At 68.1% G+C, this 20,915-nt stretch carries 24 protein-coding genes and 1 riboswitch; of the genes, 9 read left to right on the top strand and 15 right to left on the bottom strand.

Annotation, left to right across the window (positions count from 1 at the left end; all coding sequences use genetic code 11):
* Window positions 1–173: 173 nt before the first annotated feature.
* The 12 genes from ABD683_RS04455 to ABD683_RS04510 all read right to left on the bottom strand — a co-directional run bounded on the left by ABD683_RS04455 (window position 174) and on the right by ABD683_RS04510 (window position 8,660).
* The gene (locus tag ABD683_RS04455) at window positions 174–728 is read right to left on the bottom strand and encodes a dihydrofolate reductase family protein (protein ID WP_344767674.1); all 555 of its coding nucleotides are present in this window, start codon (window positions 726–728) and stop codon (window positions 174–176) included.
* A gap of 31 nt (window positions 729–759) precedes the next feature.
* Window positions 760–2,019: a hypothetical protein gene (locus tag ABD683_RS04460; protein ID WP_344767676.1), complete on the bottom strand. Its 1,260-nt coding sequence runs from the start codon at window positions 2,017–2,019 to the stop codon at window positions 760–762.
* The gene (locus ABD683_RS04465; RefSeq protein ID WP_344767678.1) at window positions 2,016–2,399 is read right to left on the bottom strand and encodes a hypothetical protein; all 384 of its coding nucleotides are present in this window, start codon (window positions 2,397–2,399) and stop codon (window positions 2,016–2,018) included. The genes ABD683_RS04460 and ABD683_RS04465 overlap by 4 nt, the downstream gene beginning before the upstream one ends.
* Entirely contained in the window at window positions 2,396–2,587 is a 192-nt protein-coding gene (locus ABD683_RS04470; RefSeq protein WP_344767680.1) for a hypothetical protein, read from the bottom strand. Before ABD683_RS04470 ends, ABD683_RS04465 begins: the two co-directional genes overlap by 4 nt.
* The gene (locus ABD683_RS04475) at window positions 2,584–4,401 is read right to left on the bottom strand and encodes a hypothetical protein (protein WP_344767682.1); all 1,818 of its coding nucleotides are present in this window, start codon (window positions 4,399–4,401) and stop codon (window positions 2,584–2,586) included. Before ABD683_RS04475 ends, ABD683_RS04470 begins: the two co-directional genes overlap by 4 nt.
* 109 nt (window positions 4,402–4,510) lie before the next feature.
* Complete coding sequence (locus tag ABD683_RS04480) at window positions 4,511–4,711, bottom strand: cold-shock protein (protein ID WP_309967103.1); 201 nt, start codon at window positions 4,709–4,711, stop codon at window positions 4,511–4,513.
* 123 nt (window positions 4,712–4,834) lie between these two features.
* Window positions 4,835–5,113 (bottom strand): ubiquitin-like small modifier protein 1, encoded by a 279-nt coding sequence (locus ABD683_RS04485; RefSeq protein WP_344767684.1) that lies wholly within the window; start codon window positions 5,111–5,113, stop codon window positions 4,835–4,837.
* Between the two features lie 22 nt (window positions 5,114–5,135).
* A complete protein-coding gene (gene thrC, locus ABD683_RS04490; protein WP_344767686.1) occupies window positions 5,136–6,398 on the bottom strand; it encodes a threonine synthase in 1,263 nt (420 codons plus the stop codon).
* Between the two features lie 9 nt (window positions 6,399–6,407).
* Window positions 6,408–6,515: riboswitch (SAM riboswitch) on the bottom strand.
* Between the two features lie 74 nt (window positions 6,516–6,589).
* On the bottom strand, window positions 6,590–7,051 hold the full coding sequence (locus tag ABD683_RS04495) for a hypothetical protein (RefSeq protein ID WP_344767688.1): 462 nt from the start codon (window positions 7,049–7,051) through the stop codon (window positions 6,590–6,592).
* On the bottom strand, window positions 7,041–7,829 hold the full coding sequence (otsB, locus tag ABD683_RS04500; RefSeq protein WP_344767690.1) for a trehalose-phosphatase: 789 nt from the start codon (window positions 7,827–7,829) through the stop codon (window positions 7,041–7,043). Before otsB ends, ABD683_RS04495 begins: the two co-directional genes overlap by 11 nt.
* A 7-nt stretch (window positions 7,830–7,836) precedes the next feature.
* Window positions 7,837–8,352 carry a LytR C-terminal domain-containing protein gene (locus tag ABD683_RS04505; protein WP_344767692.1) on the bottom strand — a complete coding sequence of 172 codons (516 nt, stop codon included), beginning with the start codon at window positions 8,350–8,352 and terminating at the stop codon, window positions 7,837–7,839.
* 11 nt (window positions 8,353–8,363) lie between these two features.
* Complete coding sequence (locus ABD683_RS04510; RefSeq protein ID WP_344767694.1) at window positions 8,364–8,660, bottom strand: DUF3263 domain-containing protein; 297 nt, start codon at window positions 8,658–8,660, stop codon at window positions 8,364–8,366.
* Window positions 8,661–8,713: 53 nt separating this feature from the next.
* On the opposite strand from ABD683_RS04510, the gene ABD683_RS04515 reads away from it, so the two are divergent.
* From ABD683_RS04515 to ABD683_RS04535, 5 genes are read left to right on the top strand one after another with little or no spacing between them, the layout of a single operon-like run.
* The gene (locus ABD683_RS04515) at window positions 8,714–9,691 is read left to right on the top strand and encodes a Gfo/Idh/MocA family protein (protein WP_344767696.1); all 978 of its coding nucleotides are present in this window, start codon (window positions 8,714–8,716) and stop codon (window positions 9,689–9,691) included.
* Between the two features lie 23 nt (window positions 9,692–9,714).
* Entirely contained in the window at window positions 9,715–11,142 is a 1,428-nt protein-coding gene (locus tag ABD683_RS04520) for an alpha,alpha-trehalose-phosphate synthase (UDP-forming) (protein ID WP_344767698.1), read from the top strand.
* A gap of 37 nt (window positions 11,143–11,179) precedes the next feature.
* On the top strand, window positions 11,180–12,535 hold the full coding sequence (locus ABD683_RS04525; RefSeq protein WP_344767700.1) for an MFS transporter: 1,356 nt from the start codon (window positions 11,180–11,182) through the stop codon (window positions 12,533–12,535).
* The gene (locus ABD683_RS04530) at window positions 12,522–13,967 is read left to right on the top strand and encodes a pyridoxal phosphate-dependent decarboxylase family protein (protein ID WP_344767702.1); all 1,446 of its coding nucleotides are present in this window, start codon (window positions 12,522–12,524) and stop codon (window positions 13,965–13,967) included. Before ABD683_RS04525 ends, ABD683_RS04530 begins: the two co-directional genes overlap by 14 nt.
* Window positions 13,968–13,976: 9 nt before the next feature.
* Window positions 13,977–14,573, top strand: a complete 597-nt coding sequence (locus ABD683_RS04535) for a GNAT family N-acetyltransferase (protein WP_344767704.1) — start codon at window positions 13,977–13,979, stop codon at window positions 14,571–14,573.
* Here ABD683_RS04535 and ABD683_RS04540 read toward each other — a convergent pair.
* On the bottom strand, window positions 14,566–14,955 hold the full coding sequence (locus ABD683_RS04540; RefSeq protein ID WP_344767706.1) for an OsmC family protein: 390 nt from the start codon (window positions 14,953–14,955) through the stop codon (window positions 14,566–14,568). The two genes, ABD683_RS04535 and ABD683_RS04540, sit on opposite strands and share 8 nt — an antisense overlap.
* Window positions 14,956–15,003: 48 nt before the next feature.
* Window positions 15,004–15,471, bottom strand: a complete 468-nt coding sequence (locus ABD683_RS04545) for an Lrp/AsnC family transcriptional regulator (RefSeq protein WP_344767708.1) — start codon at window positions 15,469–15,471, stop codon at window positions 15,004–15,006.
* 134 nt (window positions 15,472–15,605) lie between these two features.
* Between ABD683_RS04545 and ald the strand changes: the two genes are divergently transcribed.
* The gene (ald, locus tag ABD683_RS04550) at window positions 15,606–16,715 is read left to right on the top strand and encodes an alanine dehydrogenase (RefSeq protein ID WP_344767710.1); all 1,110 of its coding nucleotides are present in this window, start codon (window positions 15,606–15,608) and stop codon (window positions 16,713–16,715) included.
* Between the two features lie 100 nt (window positions 16,716–16,815).
* On the opposite strand, the gene ABD683_RS04555 is transcribed toward ald, so the two are convergent.
* Window positions 16,816–18,024, bottom strand: coding sequence for an MFS transporter (locus tag ABD683_RS04555; RefSeq protein ID WP_344767712.1), 1,209 nt, complete (start codon window positions 18,022–18,024; stop codon window positions 16,816–16,818).
* Window positions 18,025–18,061: 37 nt separating this feature from the next.
* On the opposite strand from ABD683_RS04555, the gene ABD683_RS04560 reads away from it, so the two are divergent.
* The 3 genes from ABD683_RS04560 to ABD683_RS04570 are packed head-to-tail and all read left to right on the top strand — an operon-like array spanning window position 18,062 to window position 20,885.
* A complete protein-coding gene (locus ABD683_RS04560) occupies window positions 18,062–19,201 on the top strand; it encodes an MFS transporter (RefSeq protein WP_344767714.1) in 1,140 nt (379 codons plus the stop codon).
* Entirely contained in the window at window positions 19,198–19,881 is a 684-nt protein-coding gene (locus ABD683_RS04565; protein ID WP_344767716.1) for a uracil-DNA glycosylase, read from the top strand. The genes ABD683_RS04560 and ABD683_RS04565 overlap by 4 nt, the downstream gene beginning before the upstream one ends.
* The gene (locus ABD683_RS04570; protein ID WP_344767718.1) at window positions 19,878–20,885 is read left to right on the top strand and encodes a zinc metalloprotease; all 1,008 of its coding nucleotides are present in this window, start codon (window positions 19,878–19,880) and stop codon (window positions 20,883–20,885) included. The genes ABD683_RS04565 and ABD683_RS04570 overlap by 4 nt, the downstream gene beginning before the upstream one ends.
* The last annotated feature ends 30 nt before the right edge of the window (window positions 20,886–20,915 follow it).

A 20,915-nucleotide genomic window follows, 5' to 3' on the forward strand; every position in this document is an offset into this window, starting at 1 on the left:
TTCTCCGAATGGTTGTCCACGTGGAGGTCAGGCGATGCCCGCGACGGACGACAGTGACGGTCGGCGAACCCTTCTCGCCTCGGTGCACAGCCTCATCGGTCTGACCCGTTGCCAACAGCAAGTGCCATTGGCACTCTCATCATACGAGTGCTAATCAATGCCGCGCAATCAGGTCAGCTCACGGCGTAAACGAGCTCGGCGAACTGGCCGCTCTGCGTCACCGACTCAAGCGTCAGCCGGTCGGATCGGATGTCGCGCGGCAGGAGCGGTGCGCCGGCGCCGAGCGTCACCGGGGCGATGGTCGCGATAATTTTGTCGAGCAGTCCGGCGTCGGCGAACTGGCCCACCAGGTCTCCCCCGCCCATCAGCCAGATGTCCTTGTCGCCGGCAGCGTCGACCATCTCGGCGTGCACCTCACTCACCGGCGCCCGGGTGAACCGGATGTCGGCGCCTTCCACGACCGGAAGGTCGCGGTGGGTGAAGACCCAGGTCGGCCTGTCGCCGTACCACTCGGTCCACTTCTCGGGAGTCTCGAGCAGGGACTCGTGCTCGACGACCCACTCGTAGGTCGTCGATCCCATCGCCATCGGGCCGACGCCGGCCATGAAGTCAGGGATCGAGCTCTCCGCCTCCTCGGCGCCCGGCACCTCGAACAGCCATGCCAAGGAGTTGTCGGTCGTCGCCAGGAAGCCGTCGAGCGTGGTCGCCGTGTAGTAGATCGTCGCCATGACGCCACGGTACGACGGCCGTCTGACAGGTTCAGGCGGAGAAGAGCAGGTACAGCCCGGTGAAGGTGTAGGCCACCATCAGGACCAGCAGGGCCAGCTGGCCCGAGAGCCGGTGTGCCCTGGGCAGCACCGCCAGCGCCCGGTCGTGTGCCGCGATGACCGCGAGCACGTGACCCGTCACCACGAAGCCGACCTTCAGGAACGCGAGGAGGTCGACGTGCTGCGACAGGAAGTAGTTGGTCGCCGGATCCCCGAGCGGCTCCCACCCGCGACCGAGCGGGTCGAACATTGCGATGAACGCCGACTGTCCCTTCTCGAACAAGTAGGTCGCGTAGTGGGCGAAGATGTAGCCCACCACGATCGGCGTCAGCGTGTGCGCCAGCTCGCCCGGCAGGGCCCGGCGGCGCTCGGCCGTCAGGCCACCGCTGGCGCGGGTCGCCAGCGCGAACAGGACACCGACCAGCAGGCAGAAGCCGAACAGCGTCGCGGAGTGCTGCCACGGCGACAGGCTCTTGGCCTGCCAGGACGTCGACGCCGAGAAGCTGTCGTACGCGGTGGAGCCGAGGAGCGTGGCCAGCACCGCGACGAGGCCGGGCGCGACCGGGATCGTCGGCAGCGAGCGCAGCGGGTTGTGCAAGCCGAAGCGGCCATCGCGTACGAACGGCGACAGCTTGGCGACGATCGCGCTGTAGACGTCGAACGGGTCGGCGCGGTCGAACCAGGTGGGACCGAACACCCAACCGCCGAGCAGCATCGCCGCGACGTAGACCCCGATCCAGACACGTACCGTCGTGAGGTCCGCGGGATCGGGCGAGGCGAGCTCCATCCACGCGAACGCCAGCAGCCCGAGCGCGGCCGGCCAGTAGCCGAGCCTCGCGGGGTACGTACGCCGCCCGTCGCCGAGCCACGACTGGATCGTGCGCCACGGCGACAGGTCACGCCAGACGTGCCCGAACAGCAGCGCGATCGGCACGAGACCGACCCACGTGAGGATGTAGAACCAGCCCAGTCCGCTGTTGGTCTCGTCCGACGGCCCGAGGTACAGGGCGACCAGGAACCACCCCGTCAACACCGCTCCGACGATCGCCAGCCAGGTTCTTCGCGGGCGCGGCTCCGTCGCGTGCGGCTCCACGTCCGACCGGGTGAAGCGGGGTTCCTTCCACTGCACGACCAGCATCGCGAACGACAGGGCGAGCGCCCACGACGCTCCCACCATCGCGAACATCAGCGGGATGGGGAGGTCGGTGGCGCCGCCTCCGATGCCGTGCTGCGCGAGTCCGGCGACGATCACGGGCGTGCGACGAGCTCCACGATGGTGACGTCGAGGTGGTGCGCCTCGACGGCGACCTGTCCGGGCGTCTCGATCGTGAACGTGAACGTCTTGTCGTCACCCGCGGAGATCTCGTACTCGTGCTCGGGATCGGAGTGCACGTGCACCTCTTCGTCGGCGTCGCTCACGACGTGGAGGGTGACCGGCTCGCCAACCTTCACATCGACCTTCTTGCCGAGTGGGGTGACCTTGCCACCGGCGACCGTGATGTCGATCGTGACGCCCTGGGTGGCTTCGCTCGACGCGCTGGCCGATGACTCCGTGGTCGGCGTGGGCTCGCTGTCGCTCCCACAGCCGGCAACGGCGAGGAGGAGCGTCAACGCGACAGCGACGGTCTTCATTCGTTCTCCTTGGTGTCGGGCTCGGGTTCGAAGGCCCGCTCGATGAGCTCGCGTTCCGCGCGTTCGTCTAGGCGATCCTTGCGGGCGATGTAGAGCACCACCCCCACCACGACGATTGCGGGGACGATCGCGGGGATCGCCAGCAGGGCTACGTGATGAGCCAGCAGTTGTTCGCCGGCAGGAGTCATGACGTCAGCGTAGGCGTCTTGTCGTTTGCGGCCTCGTGCTCCTCGATCTTGCGGGCGACACGCGAGACCGCGACGCTGATGCCGAGGATGATGCCGAGGCTGCAGAACAGCACGACTCCGTTGGCGATGCCCCACAGCGCGGGCGACGTGCCGTCCTTGCGCTCACGCTGCAGGATGTCGATCTCCGGGACGAACTTGCGGGTGAACGACGCGTCGGCGGGTACCTCCGAAGCCTTCAGGGGTGCATCCTCCGGGAGGAAGATCGGCAGCGCCGTCAGCATGCGGCCGTCCTGGACCCGCAGGGTCGTCTTCCAGTTGCCGCCGACGGGAACCGGCTTGGTCGACTCCCAGGTGTTGTCGCCGGTACGGCGCAGCTGATCCGTGACGATGCCACCGCCCTGCCAGGCCGTGATCTGGACCCAGGTCGGGTCGTCGTCGATCAGGTCGGCGGGGTTGATCGTGATCTCGGCCGTGACCTCGCGGTCCTCCGGCGTACCCACCTCGGTCAGCGCGACGTCGGCGGAGGCGTTCTTGGGCACTGTCGCATGCAGTCCGTTGGCGACGGCGAGGGCTGTCACGATGACCGAGCCGACGATGATCGACCGGGCGACCTTCTTGGCCGGGAGCCTGCCTTGCAGTCCGAGGGCGAACAGCGCTCCGCAGAGGCCGGACGCGATCGCGACGGGGATCGCCATGGCGAGCCCCTCGGCCCACATGTCCTGGGTCCACGGGAACGCGAAGACGCGGTCGTTCCAGAGCTTCTCGATGACGAGTCCGACGGTGCCGATCAGAAGTCCGCCGACGGCGCCGAACCACAGCGGCTTGTCCTTGAGCCTGGTGAGCGCGAGGAGCTCGATCAGGACGGCGCTGCCGAGGTAGAGCGGGAACACGTGGTGCGCCTCGCCCATCACGTCGGTGACGACGAACGAGACGATGCCGCGCATCAGCAGGAAGAACACGGCGGCCGCGATGGCAGCGCCGGGTCCGACGTACAGGCGGGCGGCGACGAGCGGGATGCCCGCGGCGGCGACGATCATCAGCGGCGCGAACACCATGCGGAACTGCGCGATGCCAAAGTCGAACTCACCCTGGAACACCGACAGCCCGATCAGCAGTGCGCCGAAGGCGATCGAGACGAGGATCGTGCTGAGCCAGGTCGGCAGCGCCTTGCCCTTCTGGGCCATGGCGACCTCGGCCTCACGGTGCAGCAGGATGATGCCGGCCGTCGACAGTCCCGCGCCACCGATCAGCATCAGGTGGGTCGGACCCCAGAGCGTCACGTCCTGGCCGAAGAGGCGGTGCCACACGTCGTCGAGCGGGAAGCCGATCAGCGCATACAGTCCGCACGCCGCGATGAAGATGCCGCTGACCGGGGCGTACCAGGAGCGGGTGATCCTGACGGCGGCGACGCCGGGCTTCTCCCCGTCACGCGGGAAGACGACGGCGGACATGCCGGCGATGAAAAGGGCGAAGAGCCCGTAGAGGATCAGGTAGTGCGCCGGGTTGGCGAGCGGGCCGGCGTCGCGGCCTCGGCCGGCGTGAAGGCTGACGTCCCACATGAAGCCGAGCAGTGCGACGATCAGCGAGCTGCCGACGAACAGCGTCGGGATCGTGGACCAGCCCGGCTCTCCGTGGCGGGTGCCGAGGCGGTCACCGAGCTTCTGGAACCAGTCGATGCGATGGGTCCGGTGGGCCCACGCGATGACCAGCAGGACCGCGGTGACGAGGCCGGCAGCGATGCTCAGGCCGATGACCTGGCCGAGCTCGGCGCCGCCCGCGGGCGCGGTGATGGGCTCTGAAGCGTGAGGAAACATACCGAGAGTATGCGCACAGTTCATGTGACATTGCAAGTGTCACATACATCACCCACGGCGTGCCCGAGCGTGGAAAAACCCGGTCATTCGACCGGGCTCTTTCGAAGAACTACTGTCCGAGGACCTCGTGGGCCTCGCGCCCCTTGGGACCGTCGACGATCTCGAACTCGACCTTCTGGCCGTCCTCGAGTGTCTTGTAGCCGTCGGATGCGATCTTGGACCAGTGGACGAACACGTCGTCCTGGCCCTCGACCTCGATGAAGCCATAACCCTTGTCAGCGTTGAACCACTTGACGGTGCCCTGCACCATGCCGCCACTCCCACCTGATGCTTCGGAGACCCATCTGCCGAGGTCTCGTCATGACAGAGCCTACTTGGTCTCAGGCACTATCGGCCACGGCGGGGCTTCGCCCGACCCGTGCCTTCCGCGAGCTCAAGACCCCCCGGCCACGGCCGGGATGATGGAGACTTGTGCGCCGTCAGGCGTCTTGGTGTCGAGACCGTCCGCGAACCGCACGTCTTCCTCGGCGACGTAGATGTTGACGAAGCGCCGCAGCTTGCCCTCCTCGTCGACCACACGCGCCTTGATGCCGGGGAAGCTTGACTCCAGCGAGTCGATGACCTCGGTCAGCGTGGCTCCCTCAGCAGTGACCTGTGACTGGTCGTCGGTGTAGGTGCGCAGGATCGTCGGGATTCGTACGTTGATGCTCACAGTTCTCCTTGGTTCTTCAGACTCAGGCGATGCCCGCGGCGACGAAGGCGTCGTACGTGGGCGCGATGGTGGCGGCGGGGCGGACCAGCTCTGACACCGCGTCGAGCGTCTTGAGCCCGTGGCCGGTGTTGATCACGACGGTCTCGAGATCGGTGTCGAGCAGGCCGGTCTCGACGAGCTTCTTGAGCACGCCGACTGTGGTGCCGCCGGCGGTCTCGGTGAAGATGCCCTCGGTACGCGCCAGCAGCACGATCGCCTCACGGACCTCGTCGTCGGAGATGTCGGCGACAGCTCCGCCGGTGTCGCGGCAGATGTCGAGCACGTAGATGCCGTCGGCCGGGTTGCCGATCGCCAGCGACTTGGCGATCGTGTCGGGCTTCTGGGGGCGGCAGGCGTCCCAGCCTTCGCGGAAGGCCTCCGACACCGGCGAGCAACCGGTGGCCTGGGCACCGAACACCTTGTAGGGCTTGTCGTCGACCAGCCCGAGCTTGATGAGCTCCTGGAACGCCTTGTGCACCTTGGTCAGCTGCGAGCCGGAGGCGACGGGGATCACGATCTGGTCGGGCAGGCGCCAGCCGAGCTGCTCGGCGATCTCATAACCCAGCGTCTTGGAACCCTCGGCGTAGAACGGGCGCACGTTGACGTTGACGAACGCCCAGCCGTCCTCCTCGCCGGCGATCTCGCTGGCGAGCTTGTTGACGTCGTCGTAGTTGCCCTCGACCGCGACGAGGTTCTCGGTGTAGACAGCCGAGTTGATGACCTTGGGCGTCTCGAGGTTGCTCGGGATGAACACGACCGTCTTGATGCCGGCGCGTGCACCGGCTGCGGCGACCGCGTTGGCGAGGTTGCCGGTCGACGGGCACGCGAAGACCTTGCTGTGGAACTCGCGGGCGGCACTCAGGGCGCAGGCCACGACGCGGTCCTTGAAGGAGTTGGTGGGGTTGGTGCTGTCGTCCTTGACCCAGAGGTTCTTGATGCCGAGCTCGGCGCCGAGGTTGTTGGCCTTCAGCAGTCGGGTGAATCCAGGCTCGAGGTTGGGGCTGAGCTCGATGTCGTCAGGGACGGGGAGCAGCGCCTTGTAGCGCCAGATGTTGGCGGGCCCGGCCTCGATCTGCTCGCGGGTGATGTCGGGAAAGTCGTACGTGATCTCGAGCGGACCAAAACACTCGTGACATGCATAGTGCGGTCCGAGCTCCCGCGTGGTGCCGCACTCGCGACAGATCAGCTCAACGGCATTGCCGAAGGCTCCGGCGCGAATGGTGCTCGCTTCTGCGGTGATGCTCACTTGCCCCTCCAGTCATCTTTCCCGGTCTGATCGCCGGGACGGATTGAGCACCTGGTCCTCGTGGACTGGTTGCTGGGGTGTCGTCGGGCCGTGTCCCTGTACCCCTCTTGATGAGTGGTTAGAGCCTACGGTGGCGTCTCACGATGTGTCCACTCGGTCCGAATACCGAGATGCCCCGTCTCAGGGAACGGCTAGTCAGCCCGTTTCTGGAGCCGCTTCATGCGTCGCGTCATGGGTGGCGGGTAGTTGCCGTCGGCGAGGTTGGCGAGGCGCTCGAACGGGTTGTAGGACGAGTGGTCGCCGGCGATCGCGTACGAGAGGGCGACGAAGAAGAAGTAGAAGGGAAGCATCACGACACCGAACACCCAGGCGTACTGCGTGCAGTGCCGGTCCTCGTGCTTGAGCAGCACCGGGCGCTCGACGAAGTAGTCGAGGTCATGCTTGCTGGCGATGACACTGCCGATCGTGAACGCACTGGCGACGGGAAAGTTGAAGCGATAGCCGGTCGCAAGGTACGTGCCCCGGCCGCGGCGGGTGATCGTCGCGCCGCCGAGCCTGGCGACGAGGAAGCCGAGCAGCGTGCTGAGGTTGATCCAGTTGAGCACGGTGCGCACGCGGGTCCACGTCGTGTGGGGCAACACCTCAAAACTCATCTGCCAGCTCCTCCAGCCAGGTGGCCACCGCATCAGGTCCGTCCAGGACGATGTCGGCGCGTGCCACCAGAGCATCCTGCTCCGCGGACGCCGAGCAGATCAACAGCCCATCCAGCCCCTCACCTCGCAGCGCCTCCACGGCCTCGAACGCCGGGAGGTCACCGAGGTCGTCGCCGGCGAAGATGACATGCCGCGCACCCGTCTCCTCGACGAGGCCCCTGAGCGCGTACCCCTTGTCGGCGCCGGGGGTCCGCAGCTCCATGACCTGGCGACCGGGTTCGACGACCAGCCCGAGCTCGTCGGCGAGCTCCGAGAGGGGCGCGGCCAGCGATGTCAGTGACTGCGGGTCGATGCCGCGGGTGTGGATCGCGACGGCGAGGCCCTTGTCCTCGAGCCGTACGTGGCCGGCGCCGTGCCCGGCCAGCCAACCGGGCAGGACCTCGACGAGCCGGACGATCGCGTCCGGCCGTTCGATCGGCGCAGGCTCACCGTCCGTGGCGCGCCACCGCTCGGCGCCGTACTGGCCCAGGATGATCAGCCGGTCGAGTCCGTCGAGACCGACGAACCCGCCGAGCTCGAGTGCCTGGGCGACGGGACGACCCGTGATGATCGCGACCTGGCCGAGGACGCCTCCGAGCCTGCTGAGCGCCGCGACCGCATGCTCCTGCGCGTAGGCCTGCGTCGGGTCGTCGACGATGTGCGCCAACGTGCCATCGAAGTCGAGGGCGAGCAGCGTCCCTGCCGGGTCCGCCACCACGGCATCGCGGACTGGGCTCATGCCTCCATCATTGCGGGCCGGACAGGATGATCGTCAGCCGGTCCGTACGCATGGGGGCGACGCGCGGCCGCACCCGGTCGATGCCGACATCCTTGGCCAGCAGCGAAGCCTCGTCCTGCAGGCCCGTCGGGTAGTAGACGGTGTTCTGGCCGACCGAGCCGCGCCAGTTGCCCACGCCCCCGACCGTCCAGCCGGCATTCCTGACCTTGGTCGCGAACGCGTTGGCTGCGCCGACCACGGTCGTGTTGTTGAGGACCGACACGGGGGTGTCGCGACTGACCGGAGGCTCGGTCGGCGTCGGGGTGGGCGTAGGGGTCGGCGTCGGCGTCGCCTCCGTCGCCTCGGTCGGAGTCGGCGTCGTGGCGGTCACCGTCGGTCCGGCGCTGTCGCCGTCGGACGAGTCGGTGTCGATCAGCAGCCAGCCGATGCCGGCGGCGGCAACCACGCACACGGCGATCGTGAACACGATGAACCAGCTGGACGGTACGAACTGGTTGCGGCTCGGAGTCCTGCGGTGCTCCACGGGAGGCACTGTCAGAGGTCGATGCCCAGGCGCCGGGCAGAACGACTGCGTTGCCTGCCGGCCCGGAGCCGACGCAGGCGCTTGACGAGGAGCGGGTCGAACGCGAGGGCGTCCTCGCGGTCGATCAGCGCGTTGAGCACCTGGTAGTAGCGCGTGGCCGACATGTCGAACTTCTCGCGGATGGCCTGCTCCTTGGCGCCGGCGTACTGCCACCAGAGCCGTTCGAGGGCCAGGATCTCGCGATCGCGCTCGGACAACGACTCGGCAGCGGCCGTGCTCGCCGGGCTGGCCTTTTCCACTGCGCTCATGCCCAGCATCTTAGTCCACAAATCACACCGATGTCATTTGACATAGTGAAGTCATGTCGACCAAACACGATCCGATCCGCTGGGGAATCCTTGCGACCGGACGCATCGCGGAGCACTTCGCCAAGGACCTCTCCCTCGTCGAGGGAAGCGAGCTGGCCGCCGTCGGCTCCCGGCGCCTCGAAGCCGCCACCGAGTTCGCCGAGCGGTTCGGCGGGCGCGCCCACGGCTCGTACGAGGAGCTCGCCGCAGACCCCGACGTCGATGTCATCTATGTCGCGACGCCGCACAGCCGTCACCTCGAGGACGTGATGACGTGCCTGGAGGCCGGCAAGCACGTCCTGTGCGAGAAGTCCCTGGCGATGAACGCCCACGACGCAGAGACGATGATCACCGAGGCCCGTGAGCGTGGGCTGTTCTTTGCTGAGGCGATGTGGACGCGTACCAATCCCAACACCCGCAGGATGCTGGCGATGATCAAGGACGGGGCCATCGGCACGCCGCTGCAGGTGCGGGCCGAGCTCGGCTTCGCTGCCGAGGCCGAGAAGATCCGCATGTGGGACCCGACCCTCGGAGCCAGCGCCCTGCTCGACGTCGGCATCTACCCCGTCACGTTCGCGTACCTGGTCCTCGGCGAGCCAACCAGCATCGTGGCCAACGGAGTCCTGTCCGACGAGGGCTTCGACATCAACGGCGGGGCGACGCTGACGTACGCGAGCGGCGCGGTCGCCAGCCTCGCGTGGAACCAGGTCTCGCACTCCGACAACCGCTCATCGGTCGCCGGCGACCTGGGCCTCATCGAGGTGCGGCCGGCATTCCACGAGACGTCCGGCTTCACGTACAAGAAGGGTGAGGTGATCGAGGCGTACGAGGAGCCCGTCACCGGACGCGGCTACGCGCACGAGATCCTCGAGGTCGCCGAGTGCCTGCGAGCCGGCAAGACCGAGTCCGCACTCCTCCCCCAGGACGAGTCGCTCGCGATCATGAAGCAGCTCGACGAGATCCTTCGCCAGCTCGGCGTCGCGCCCAGGTAGGCGCGCACCGATAGGGTTGACGCATGGCGTCTGGCCTTGCGGAGTTCGTGGTCATCGCCAATCGCCTGCCCGTCGACCGGGTGACCGGCCCCGACGGCGAGGCCGTGTGGCGCAAGTCTCCCGGCGGACTGGTCACCGCGCTCGAGCCCGTGATCCGCCGCAACGGTGGCGCGTGGATCGGCTGGCACGGCGCCCCCAACGAGAAGCTCAAGCCTTTCGACCACGACGGCATGCACCTCGTACCCGTCCCGTTGTCCGACGACGAGGTCGAGGAATACTACGAGGGCTTCTCCAACGCGACGCTGTGGCCGCTCTATCACGACGTCGTCGCGCCTCCGGAGTTCCACCGCGAGTGGTGGGACTCCTACGTACGGGTCAACCATCGCTTCGCCCAGAAGGCCGCCAAGATCGCCAAGAAGAACGCGACCGTCTGGGTGCAGGACTACCAGCTGCAGCTGGTGCCGACGATGCTGCGCGAGCTGCGACCCGACCTGCGAATCGGCTTCTTCCTGCACATCCCGTTCCCTCCGACCGAGCTGTTCCAGCAGCTCCCCTGGCGTCGGCAGATCCTCGAAGGACTGCTGGGCGCCGACCTCGTCGGCTTCCAGATGCCGGGTGCGGCGCAGAACTTCGTCCGCCTGGTGCGCCAGCGCGTCGGCCACAAGACGCATCGCGACACCGTCTACCTGCCCGACGGTCGCACCGTCCTGGCGCAGGCCTATCCGATCTCGATCGATGCTGCCGGGTTCGAGGAGCTCGCCCGTACGCCTGAGGTCATCGCGCGTGCCGCCGAGATCCGCGAGAGCCTCGGCAACCCCAAGACCGTGCTGCTCGGCATCGACCGGCTCGACTACACCAAGGGCCTGCGCCAACGGCTCCGCGCGTTCGGCGAGCTCATCACCGAAGGCGCGCTGCACGTCGACGACGCGGTGTTCGTCCAGGTCGCCACGCCATCACGTGAGCGGGTGGGGCAATACATCCTGCTGCGCGACGACATCAACCGGCTCGTGGGTCGCATCAACGGCGACGTCGGCCGCATCGGCCAGCAACCCGTCACCTACCTCCATGCGTCCTACCCCCGCGAGGAGATGGCGGCGCTCTACCGCGCGGCCGACGTCATGGTGGTGACGCCGCTGCGTGACGGCATGAACCTCGTCGCCAAGGAGTACGTCGCCTGTCGCTACGACGAGAAGGGCGCGCTGGTGCTGAGCGAGTTCGCCGGCGCCGCGTCGGAGCTCAAGTCGGCCTACCAGGTCAACCCGCACGACATCAACGGCATGAAGCAGATGCTGCTGGCGGCGATCAACGCCGACCCGCGCGAGAACGCCCGGCGAATGAAGGCGATGCGCCGTCAGGTGATGGAGAACGACATCGACCTGTGGGCGGCCAACTTCCTGCGCGAGCTCCTCGCCGTACGCGATCCGCACGCCAAGAACCCCCGCCCGGTCTGACCCAGGCCTGACCTTCGCTCCGTGTAGACATGTCGGCATGACTTCGCTCGACCCGTCGAACCCCGCGCTCGACCCGTCGGTCCGACGCGGGTATGCCCTCGGCAGCGTCGCGACCGGCACGTTCGGCACCGTCCCGGGCCTGCTGCTCCTCCCCTACCTGACCGACTCGCTCGGCATCGGCGCCGTCGTCGCGGGGTTCATCGTGTTCGTCCCCAAGGCATGGGACGTCATCCTCAACCCGATCGCGGGACGCATCAGCGACCGTTCGTCATCGCCGTCGGGTCGGCGCCGCCCGTTCCTGCTCAAGGGTGGGCTGCTGCTCGCGGTCTGCTTCGCGCTGCTGTTCGCCGGGCCGACCGGACCTCCGGCGCTCGCGGGCGCGTACGTCGTGCTCCTGTTCCTGGCCTGCGCCACGGCGTACGCGTTCTTCCAGGTCCCGTACGTCGCGATGCCCGCCGAGATCACGCTCGACTACGCCGAGCGCACCAAGCTCATGACGTGGCGCGTCATCGTGCTGGCGCTGGCGATCCTGCTGTCCGGGGCGACGGCGCCGCTCATCGTCAATGCATTCGGCGGCGACCCCACGACCAAGGGCTATCGGCTCATGGGCGTCTACATCGCGGTGATCCTGGTGATCGGTGTGCTCGGTGCCTGGCGCGGGACCCGCAACGCACCGGAGCACGACGTCGAGCCGGCCATCGGCACGCTGCGCGAGCAGCTCAGGCTGGTCGCGTCGACGCCTGACTTCCGGATGCTGCTCACGGCATTCGTGCTGCAGGCCGCCGGCATCGGCGCGATGCTCGCCGGTGTCGCGTACGTCGCCGACGACCTGCTCGACAGCTCCGCCGCCTCGACGATCCTGTTCGCCGCGTTCGTCGGACCCGCCCTGCTGGTGACGCCGCTGTGGGAGCGGTACGCCGGCCGGCGCGGCAAGAAGTCGGGCTACCTGATCGCGACGGCATTCCTGATCGTCGGAGCTGTCGCCCTCGTACGGGCTGAGGCCAACCAGACCGCAATCGTCTACGCCGCCGCTGCACTCGTCGGCATCGGCTACGCCGGCGCCCAGGTGTTCCCGATGGCGATGCTGCCCGACGTCGCGGCGCACGACGCCATGACCTCCGGCGAAAACCGGATTGGTGTCTTCACCGGTGTCTGGACCGCCGGCGAGACCCTTGGCCTCGCACTCGGACCCGGCATCTTCGCGCTGGTCCTCGCGATCGGCGGCTACGTCTCCTCGACCGATCACACCGCACTACAGCCCGACAGCGCCCGTACCGCGATCGCGATCGGCTTCTCGTTCGTCCCCGCCGCGCTGATCGCCCTGAGCCTGGTCTTCCTGCGTCGCTACTCGCTCGACGCCACCTTGAACGGAGCACCCGATGTCCGCAGCTGAGATCGTCCGCCAACTCGAAGAGCTCCGCGCCAACGACCTGCCGACGCACGGCGGTCGCACGCTGGCGTACGTCTACGACTCCGGGCTCGCCGACGCCGACGCGCTCGGCAAGCAGGCGCTGGCGATGTACGCATCGACGAACGGCCTCGACCCGACGGCGTTCCCGAGCCTGCTGGCCATGGAGAAGGATCTCGTGGCGTTCGCGCGTCCGCTGTTCCATGCCGGCGACGAGGTCGTGGGCAGCGTGACCTCCGGCGGCACCGAGTCGATCCTGCTCGCGGTGCAGGGCGCCCGTGATGCCAGGGCCGACGTCACCGATCCGGTGATGATCGTGCCGACCACGATCCACGCCGCGTTCAACAAGGCGGCCCACTACTTCCGCGTCGAGCGCATCAGCATCGACGTGGACCCCGTCACGAAGCGTGCCGATCCCGTGGCGATGGCGCAGGCGATGGACACGTACGGCGACCGCGTCGTGCTGGTCGCGGCATCGGCGCCGTCGTACGCGCACGGGGTCATCGACCCGATCGAGGCCATCGCCGCCGAGACGTTGCAGCGCGGGCTCCGCTTCCACGTCGATGCCTGCATCGGCGGCTGGGTCCTGCCGTGGGCTGAGCGTCTCGGCCGGACGATCGCGCCATGGGACTTCCGGGTGCCCGGCGTCACCAGCATCTCGGCCGACCTGCACAAGTACGCCTACACGCCCAAGGGAGTCTCGCTCCTGCTGCACGCGACTCCGGAGCTGCGCAAGCCGCAGTTCTTCGCCAGTGCTGACTGGCCCGGCTACACGATGCTCAACGCGACGACGCAGTCGACCAAGTCCGGTGGTCCGTTGGCTGCGGCGTGGGCCGTCGTCACCATGATCGGTGACGACGGATATCTCGACCTCGTCCGTACGACCCTTGACGGCACCGCCGAGCTCGTCGCCGGGATCGACGCCCAGGACCACGTCGAGCTGGTCACCCGTCCCGACTCGTCGTTGGTGACGCTCACGACCGACGAGACGTGCGACGTCTTCACGATCAGCGACGAGATGCTGACCCGTGGCTGGTTCGTGCAGCCCCAGATGTCGTTCCGCACCAGCCCCGATTTCGAAGACATGCCGGCCTCGCTCCACCTGACGGTATGCGCGGCCACCGCTCCGGCCGTTCCCGAGTTCCTCACGGCGCTCTCGGAGTCCATCGACGCCGCTGTGACGAACGGGCCGATCGTGATCGACGAAGAGCTCCGGGCCGCAGCGATCGCGATCGATCCAGAAGCTCTCGACGACGAGGCGTTCGACGGGCTGCTGGCGCTGGCGGGACTCGGCTCAGGAGGAGGCGAGGTGACGGTGCCCGACCGCATGGCGCCGGTCAACGCCCTGCTCGACGTCGCACCGCCCCGCCTTCGAGAGGCGCTGCTCATCGCGTTCCTCGACAGGCTCTCCCGATAGATTGCGGGCATGAGCGAGTGGTTCGAGACTCCTGGGCTGGCCGGTGACCTCGTACGGCTCGAGCCACTGGAGCCGCGCCACGCCCCAGGTCTGCTCGCCGCGTCGGATGACGACGAGGTCTTCACCTGGCAGCTGTTCCACCGTCCGACGACCCTCCCCGAGGCCGAGGCGCTGGTAGAGCTCTATCTGGGCCGCCCTCACACCTGTGCGTGGGTGCAGGTCGACCAGCGCAGCAACCAGGTCGCCGGGCTGACGACGTACTACGACATCGATGCCTCACGGCGTACCGTCGCGATCGGTGCCACCTGGCTGGGCCGGCGCTTCTGGCGTACGGGAGTCAACACCGAGGCCAAGCTGTTGCTGCTGCGCCGGGCGTTCGACCAGCTCGGCTGCGCCCGCGTCGTGTGGCACGTCGACATCAAGAACGAGCGTTCGCAGGCGGCCGTGACCCGGATCGGCGGCGTACGCGAGGGCGTGCTCCGCAAGCACATCATCCGACGCGACGGCTCCTGGCGCGACACCGTCCTGTTCTCGATGATCGATGACGAGTGGCCCGCCGCCCGTGACCAGCTCGAGCAACGCCTGCGCCGCGAGGGCGCTAGCTGACGGAGACCGGGAAGCCCGAGCGCACCGCGGCCAGCACCGTCGAGATCTCGACAGCACGAGCCACCACCGCGTCGACGTCCACGTCGGCGGCTGCCGTCAGGCGGATCGCGACGTCAGCCGAGGTCACCCGGCCGTCCTCGACCACGAGGTCGACGTCGACGGCCACGTCGTCGAGCTCGACGCCCTGGTCGGCAGCGACGTACCGGACGTCGTTGCTCAGACACCCGCCGATCGACAGCGCGAGCAGCTGGCCCCCGTTGAGCCCCGTGCCCCGGCCGCCCGCCACCCCGGCGGGTCGGTCAGCGATGACCACGCTGTCACCCGAACGTCCTTCGGCTGCCTGGGTTCCGGGGATCGTCCTGAACTCCGCTCGAATTCCCATGTGCTCCCTCGCTCTCGGGCCCGATCGCGGGATCGCGATCACCTGACACTAGTCGGCGAGCTGACCGCGTTTGTGCTGGAAGATCAGGTTGGTCTCAGTCAGTGCGACCTCGGGTGCGGCACTGAGCTGGTCGACGACGAAGGCGCGCAGGTCCTCGGAGTCACGCGCCGCGACGTGGACGTGGAAGTCGTCGGCGCCGGCGAGGAAGTAGACGTTGAGCACCTCCGGCATCGCCGCGAGCCGGTCGGAGAACTCGTTGATCGTGCCGCGCGCCTCGGCCCGCAGGCGTACGGCGATCATTGCCTGGATGGGTCGGCCGAACCATGCCGGGTCGACCTCGGCGTGGAAGCCGGCGATGACACCTCGGTCGATCAGGCTGCGGAGCCGGACGAGGCAGGTTGACGCTGCCACGCCGACCTTTTCGGCCAGGGCGTTGTTGGCCAGCCGGCCGTCGGCCCGGAGCACCTCGACGATGCGCTGATCGAGGTCGTCGAGCTCGCGAACATCCTTCGGCATGGTGAACCTTTCAGGGTGTCGATACGTACGAACAACGCGTTATCACCCAGCATACCGAATGTTCTTCGGTCAGTTGCGTCTGATTCCGTACTTCCTTCACCATGGAGTCACTGAATCGTCCCTAAGGAGCACTCATGCTGGTCGGCGTCCCCCGCGAGGTCAAGAACAACGAGTTCCGCGTCGCCATCACGCCTGCCGGAGTGCATGAGCTGACCCGTCGCGGCCACGAGGTCGTCATCGAGAAGGACGCCGGCGCCGGCTCCTCGATCACCGACGACGAGTACGTCGCCGCCGGCGCCAAGATCCTCGGCACCGCCGACGAGGTCTGGGGCTCCGCCGAGCTGGTGCTCAAGGTCAAGGAGCCCATCGAGGAGGAGTACCGCCGCATGCGCCGGGGCCAGACCCTCTTCACCTATCTCCACCTCGCCGCCGGCCGCGAGTGCACCGACGCCCTGCTGTCATCCGGCACCACCTCGATCGCGTACGAGACGGTGCAGCTCGCCGATCGTTCGCTGCCGCTGCTCGCCCCGATGTCGGAGGTTGCCGGCCGGCTCGCGCCGCAGGTCGGCTTCCAGCACCTGATGGCCAGCAACGGTGGACGCGGGGTGCTGCCGGGTGGCGTGCCGGGCGTCTATCCGGCCGACGTCGTCGTGATCGGTGCCGGGGTCTCCGGTGTCAATGCCGCCGAGGTGGCCCGCGGCATGGGCGCCCGCGTCGAGATCCTCGACCTCGACGTGGCCAAGCTGCGCCAGGTCGATGCACGGTTCGCCGGGATGATCACGACGGTGGCGTCCAACTCGTACGCCATCGAGAAGGCCGTGCGTGAGGCCGACCTCGTGATCGGTGCGGTGCTGGTGCCCGGCGCCAAGGCTCCGACCCTGATCAGCGACGACCTCGTCGCCACGATGCGTCCGGGCTCGGTGCTGGTCGACATCGCGATCGACCAGGGCGGCTGCTTCGAGAGCTCACGCGCGACGACGCACGACCAGCCGACGTTCAAGGTCCACGACTCGATCTTCTACTGCGTCGCCAACATGCCCGGTGCGGTGCCGCGCACCTCGACGTATGCCCTGACCAACGTGACGCTCCCGTACGCCGTCGCCCTCGCCGACAAGGGCTGGAGGCAGGCTGTCACCGACGATGCCGCCCTGGCCGGTGGCCTCAGCACGCACGAGGGCAAGCTCGTCAACCGCGCGGTCGGCGAGGCGCTCGACCTCGAGGTCACCCCCCTCGACCAGCTCTGATCGTAGAGCGGTGGATATTCAACCGATACCGCCAATTCAGGCGGGATCGGTGGCGAATCAACCGTATGGACCGTCACACGGTTGAACATCCACCGCCGACCTAGGCGTCGTACGGGATCGCGTCGCGGAGGGCGCGGTTGGCCGTCACGGCCAGCAGCACCGCGAGCCCGGCGGCGCTGATCGTCACCGCGAACGCCGCCGTGTGACCGTGGTCGTCGGCCAGCCTTCCTGCGAGCGAGGCGCCGGCGGCGTACCCGACACCCGTCGCACCCGCGAGCAGCGTCATCGCCGTGCCCACCCGGTGCAGCGGCACGAGGATGCCGGCGAGCGCGAAGTTGCTGATCATGTAAGGCGCGACCGCGAAACCCAGCAACCCGATCACGACGACCAGCGACGGGATCGAGTCGACCAGCAGCAGCGGCAGGGACAGGACGAGCAGGCCGATGGCAGCGGCGAGCATCCGCGTCGCATACAGGATGCGCTCGGGCAGACCCGTGATCGCGAGTCCGGCGATGACGCTGCCCACACCGAGCGTGGCGTGGATCAGCCCGACGAGACCCGCCTTGCCGTCGGCCTCCGCCAGGACCGTGCTGCCGGTCTGCAGGCTGCCGAAGATCATGCCGATGCTGAACTGCGCGACGACCAGCACGAAGAACGCGACGGTCCACATCGTCCCGGTTCCACCGCCCCCGTGTGTCGTCCGCCTCGCGACCAGGTCGGAGGTCGGATGCACCGCGAACCACGTACCGAAGACACCGAGCATGACCGCAGCTGCGACCATCGCGCCCTCGGGCTCGGCGATGATCGCCAGCACGCCGATCAACGCAGGGCCGAGGACGAACGACGCCTCGTCGGCCGAGCCCTCGTACGAGAACGCCGCGTCGACGAGTCGGCGCTGATCGTCCTCCTCGGAGGTGATGGGCCGCCACCGTACGCGGGCCAGCGGGCCGACCTGCGGGATGGCGAAGCCCGTGGCGCCGGCGACCACGAGGATCACCGGCATCGATCTGTCGGCGGCCAGCACCGTCCCGGCGAGGCCCACGGCACCCGCGATCGACTGCACCAGCACGACGGGCCGCTGCCCGATCCGGTCGGCGAGCGCTCCCGCCAGCGGTGACCCGATGGCGTTGGCGACGGCCAGGACACCCGCAGCAGCTCCACCCTTGCCGTAGCTGCCGGTCGCCGTGCTCACCAGCACGAGGGTGCCGATCTGGCTCATGGCGAGCGGGATCCGCCCGAGGAAGGCTACGACGATGTAGGCGGGCCCAACGATGCGCAGGAGTGCGCGGTAGGAAGCAATGGCTGACACAGCCCGCGCAGTCTATCCACGCGGATAGGGTCGAACCATGGCATTGACGCGGGCACGCACCTCGACCTTCGCGTTCTTCGCCCTCAACGGATTCGTGCTCGGCATGTGGGTCGTGCACATCCCGGAGATCCTCGACCGTACGGGCGCCGACAAGGCCCAGCTCGGCTACCTCCTGCTGCTCATGGGCGGTACGGCGCTGGTCGGCATGCAGGTCGGCGGGCGGTGGATCGACAAGCTCGGCAGCCGTCCCGTCACGGTCACGGCGGGACTGATCCTCAGCGCCGCACTGATCGGCCCGGCGCTGGCGACCAGTGTCACCGCCCTGGCCGCCGCGCTGGCGGTGCTCGGCGCGGCCAACGGCATCGTCGACGTCGCCCAGAACGCGCAGGCGGTCGAGGTCGAGCGGGCCTATCGACGTCCCATCATCAGCGCGTTCCACGCGTTCTTCTCCCTCGGCGGACTCGCCGCCTCATTGGTCGGCGGGTTGCTGATCGCCGCCGACACCGACATCCGGCTCACCCTGGGCGGCGCAGCGGTCCTCGGCGTCGCCGTCACGCTGGTCGCGCGTCCGGGCCTGATGCGGTCGCAACCGGTTGCGCCGACCAGGGCCGACATCAAGCGCGCACCGTGGACTGCCCGGGTCATCCTGCTGTCGCTGCTGGCCTTCGTGCTGCTGCTGTCCGAAGGTGTCGCGTACGACTGGAGCACGGTGCACCTGCACGACTCGCTGGGTGCCAGCAAGACCGTCGCGGCGTGGGCGTTCGGCGCGTTCTCGGTGACCATGACCGTCGTACGCCTGCTCGCCGATCGCATCGTCGGTCGCATCGGCGCCGCGGCGTACGTCCAGCGGGCCGCCCTCGTCGGAGGCGCCGGCCTGCTCGGTGCCGCGCTGGCCCCCAACCCCACCACCGCGATCGTTGCGTGGGCGGTGTTCGGCATCGGCCTCGCCGGCTGCGTACCGCAGTTCTTCAGCGCCGCCGGCAACATCGACCCGGCGGCGTCCGGCACCTACCTCGCACGCGTCACCGGCACCGGTTACCTCGGGCTGCTGGCGGGCCCAGCCGTGATCGGCATACTCACCAACTGGGTGTCACTGACGACGGCGTTCACGGTGCCGATCATCGGCTGCGTACTGGCCGGACTGCTGGCACCCCGGGCACTGAGGAGGCCTGCATGAAACCGCTCGCCGAGCTGATGGCGCCCGACTGGGCGGAGGCGCTCGAGCCTGTTGCCGACCAGATCGCAGCGATGGGTCAGTTCCTGCGAGCCGAGATCGCGGCCGGTCGCGGCTACCTTCCGGCCGGCGAGCACGTGCTCCGGGCCTTCGCCCAGCCGATGGCAGAGGTCAAGGTGCTGATCACGGGGCAAGACCCCTACCCGACTCCGGGTCACCCGGTCGGGCTGTCGTTCTCGGTGGCGCCCGACGTACGACCGCTCCCGCGCAGCCTGGTCAACATCTTCACCGAGCTGCACGCCGACCTCGGCATCCCGCCGTCACCGTCCGGCGACCTCAGCCCCTGGGCCGAGCAGGGCGTGCTGCTCCTCAACAGGGTGCTGACCGTACGACCGGGCGCTGCCGCGAGCCACCGCGGCAAGGGCTGGGAAGCGGTCACCGAGCAGGCCATCCGCGCGTTGGTCGCGCGCAACTCGCCTCTGGTCGCCATCCTGTGGGGTCGCGATGCACAAAGCCTTGCGCCGATGCTCGGCGACACCCCACGCATCGAGACGGCCCACCCCAGCCCGCTGTCGGCGTCGCGCGGGTTCTTCGGCTCGAAGCCCTTCAGCCGCGCCAACCGGTTGCTCGCCGAGCAAGGTGCCGAGCCCATCGACTGGAATTGCGGCAGCAGTCGCCGATGAGCTCCGGCAGGCGTACGTTGTTCGAAAACATGGGCCACCCGGCCCCGACATCGTGGGGAGAAGACATGCTCAAGCTGTCAATGACTCGTTGGATTCCAGTCGCGGCGCTGGCGGCCGGCCTGCTGACGACGGGCGGCGTCGCGCAGAGCGTCTCGGCAGCGCCGTCGCCCGGCGCGGCGGAGTGCCTCGACAGCAGCGGAGCCCGGGTCGCCGACGGCAGCACGGCCAAGGAACCCGAGCTCTATCCCAAGAACGAGGCCAACGCGTACGGCGTCATCAAGGACGTCCCGCGCCTGCCCAACGGCAGCGTCAGTGTTCCGACGGTGTTCCACGTCGTGTCCGACCACACGCTCACGACCGCCGAGAAGACCCGTTGGACCACGATGATCACCAACCAGATGAAGGTCCTCAACGACTCCTACTCCGGCAAGACCGGGACGGGCGCAGCCAACACGCCGTTCCGGTTCGGGCTCACCAAGATCACCTGGACCACCAACCCCGCCTGGTACACCGTCGTCCCCGGCAAGAACGAGCGAGACATGAAGAAGTCGCTGTACGAGGGCGACTCCACGACGCTCAACGTCTACTCCGCAAACATCGGCGGAGGTCTGCTCGGATGGGCCTACTTCCCCAAGGGCTACAACAACGGTCGTGATTTCATCGACGGCGTCGTGATCCTCGACGAGTCCATGCCGGGAGGAACCGCCGGCAAGTACGCGTTCGGCGACACCCTGACCCACGAGGTCGGTCACTGGCTGATGCTCGAGCACACGTTCAAGAGCGGATGCTCGGCCTCGGGCGACTACGTCGAGGACACGCCTCGCGAGGCGACGGCGCAGTTCGACTGCCCGACCGGCGCGGACACCTGCACCGCTCCGGGCGTCGACCCGATTCACAACTTCATGGACTACACCAAGGACCTGTGCATGTACATGTTCACGGCCGGCCAAGCCGATCGTATGAGCGACGCCTGGGTCAACTTCCGCGCCGGAGGCGCCGGCTAGGACGCGGAGGCCATTAGACGATTGATTCCG

This window comes from Aeromicrobium panaciterrae (genome assembly GCF_039537165.1).
Lineage (GTDB): Bacteria > Actinomycetota > Actinomycetes > Propionibacteriales > Nocardioidaceae > Aeromicrobium > Aeromicrobium panaciterrae.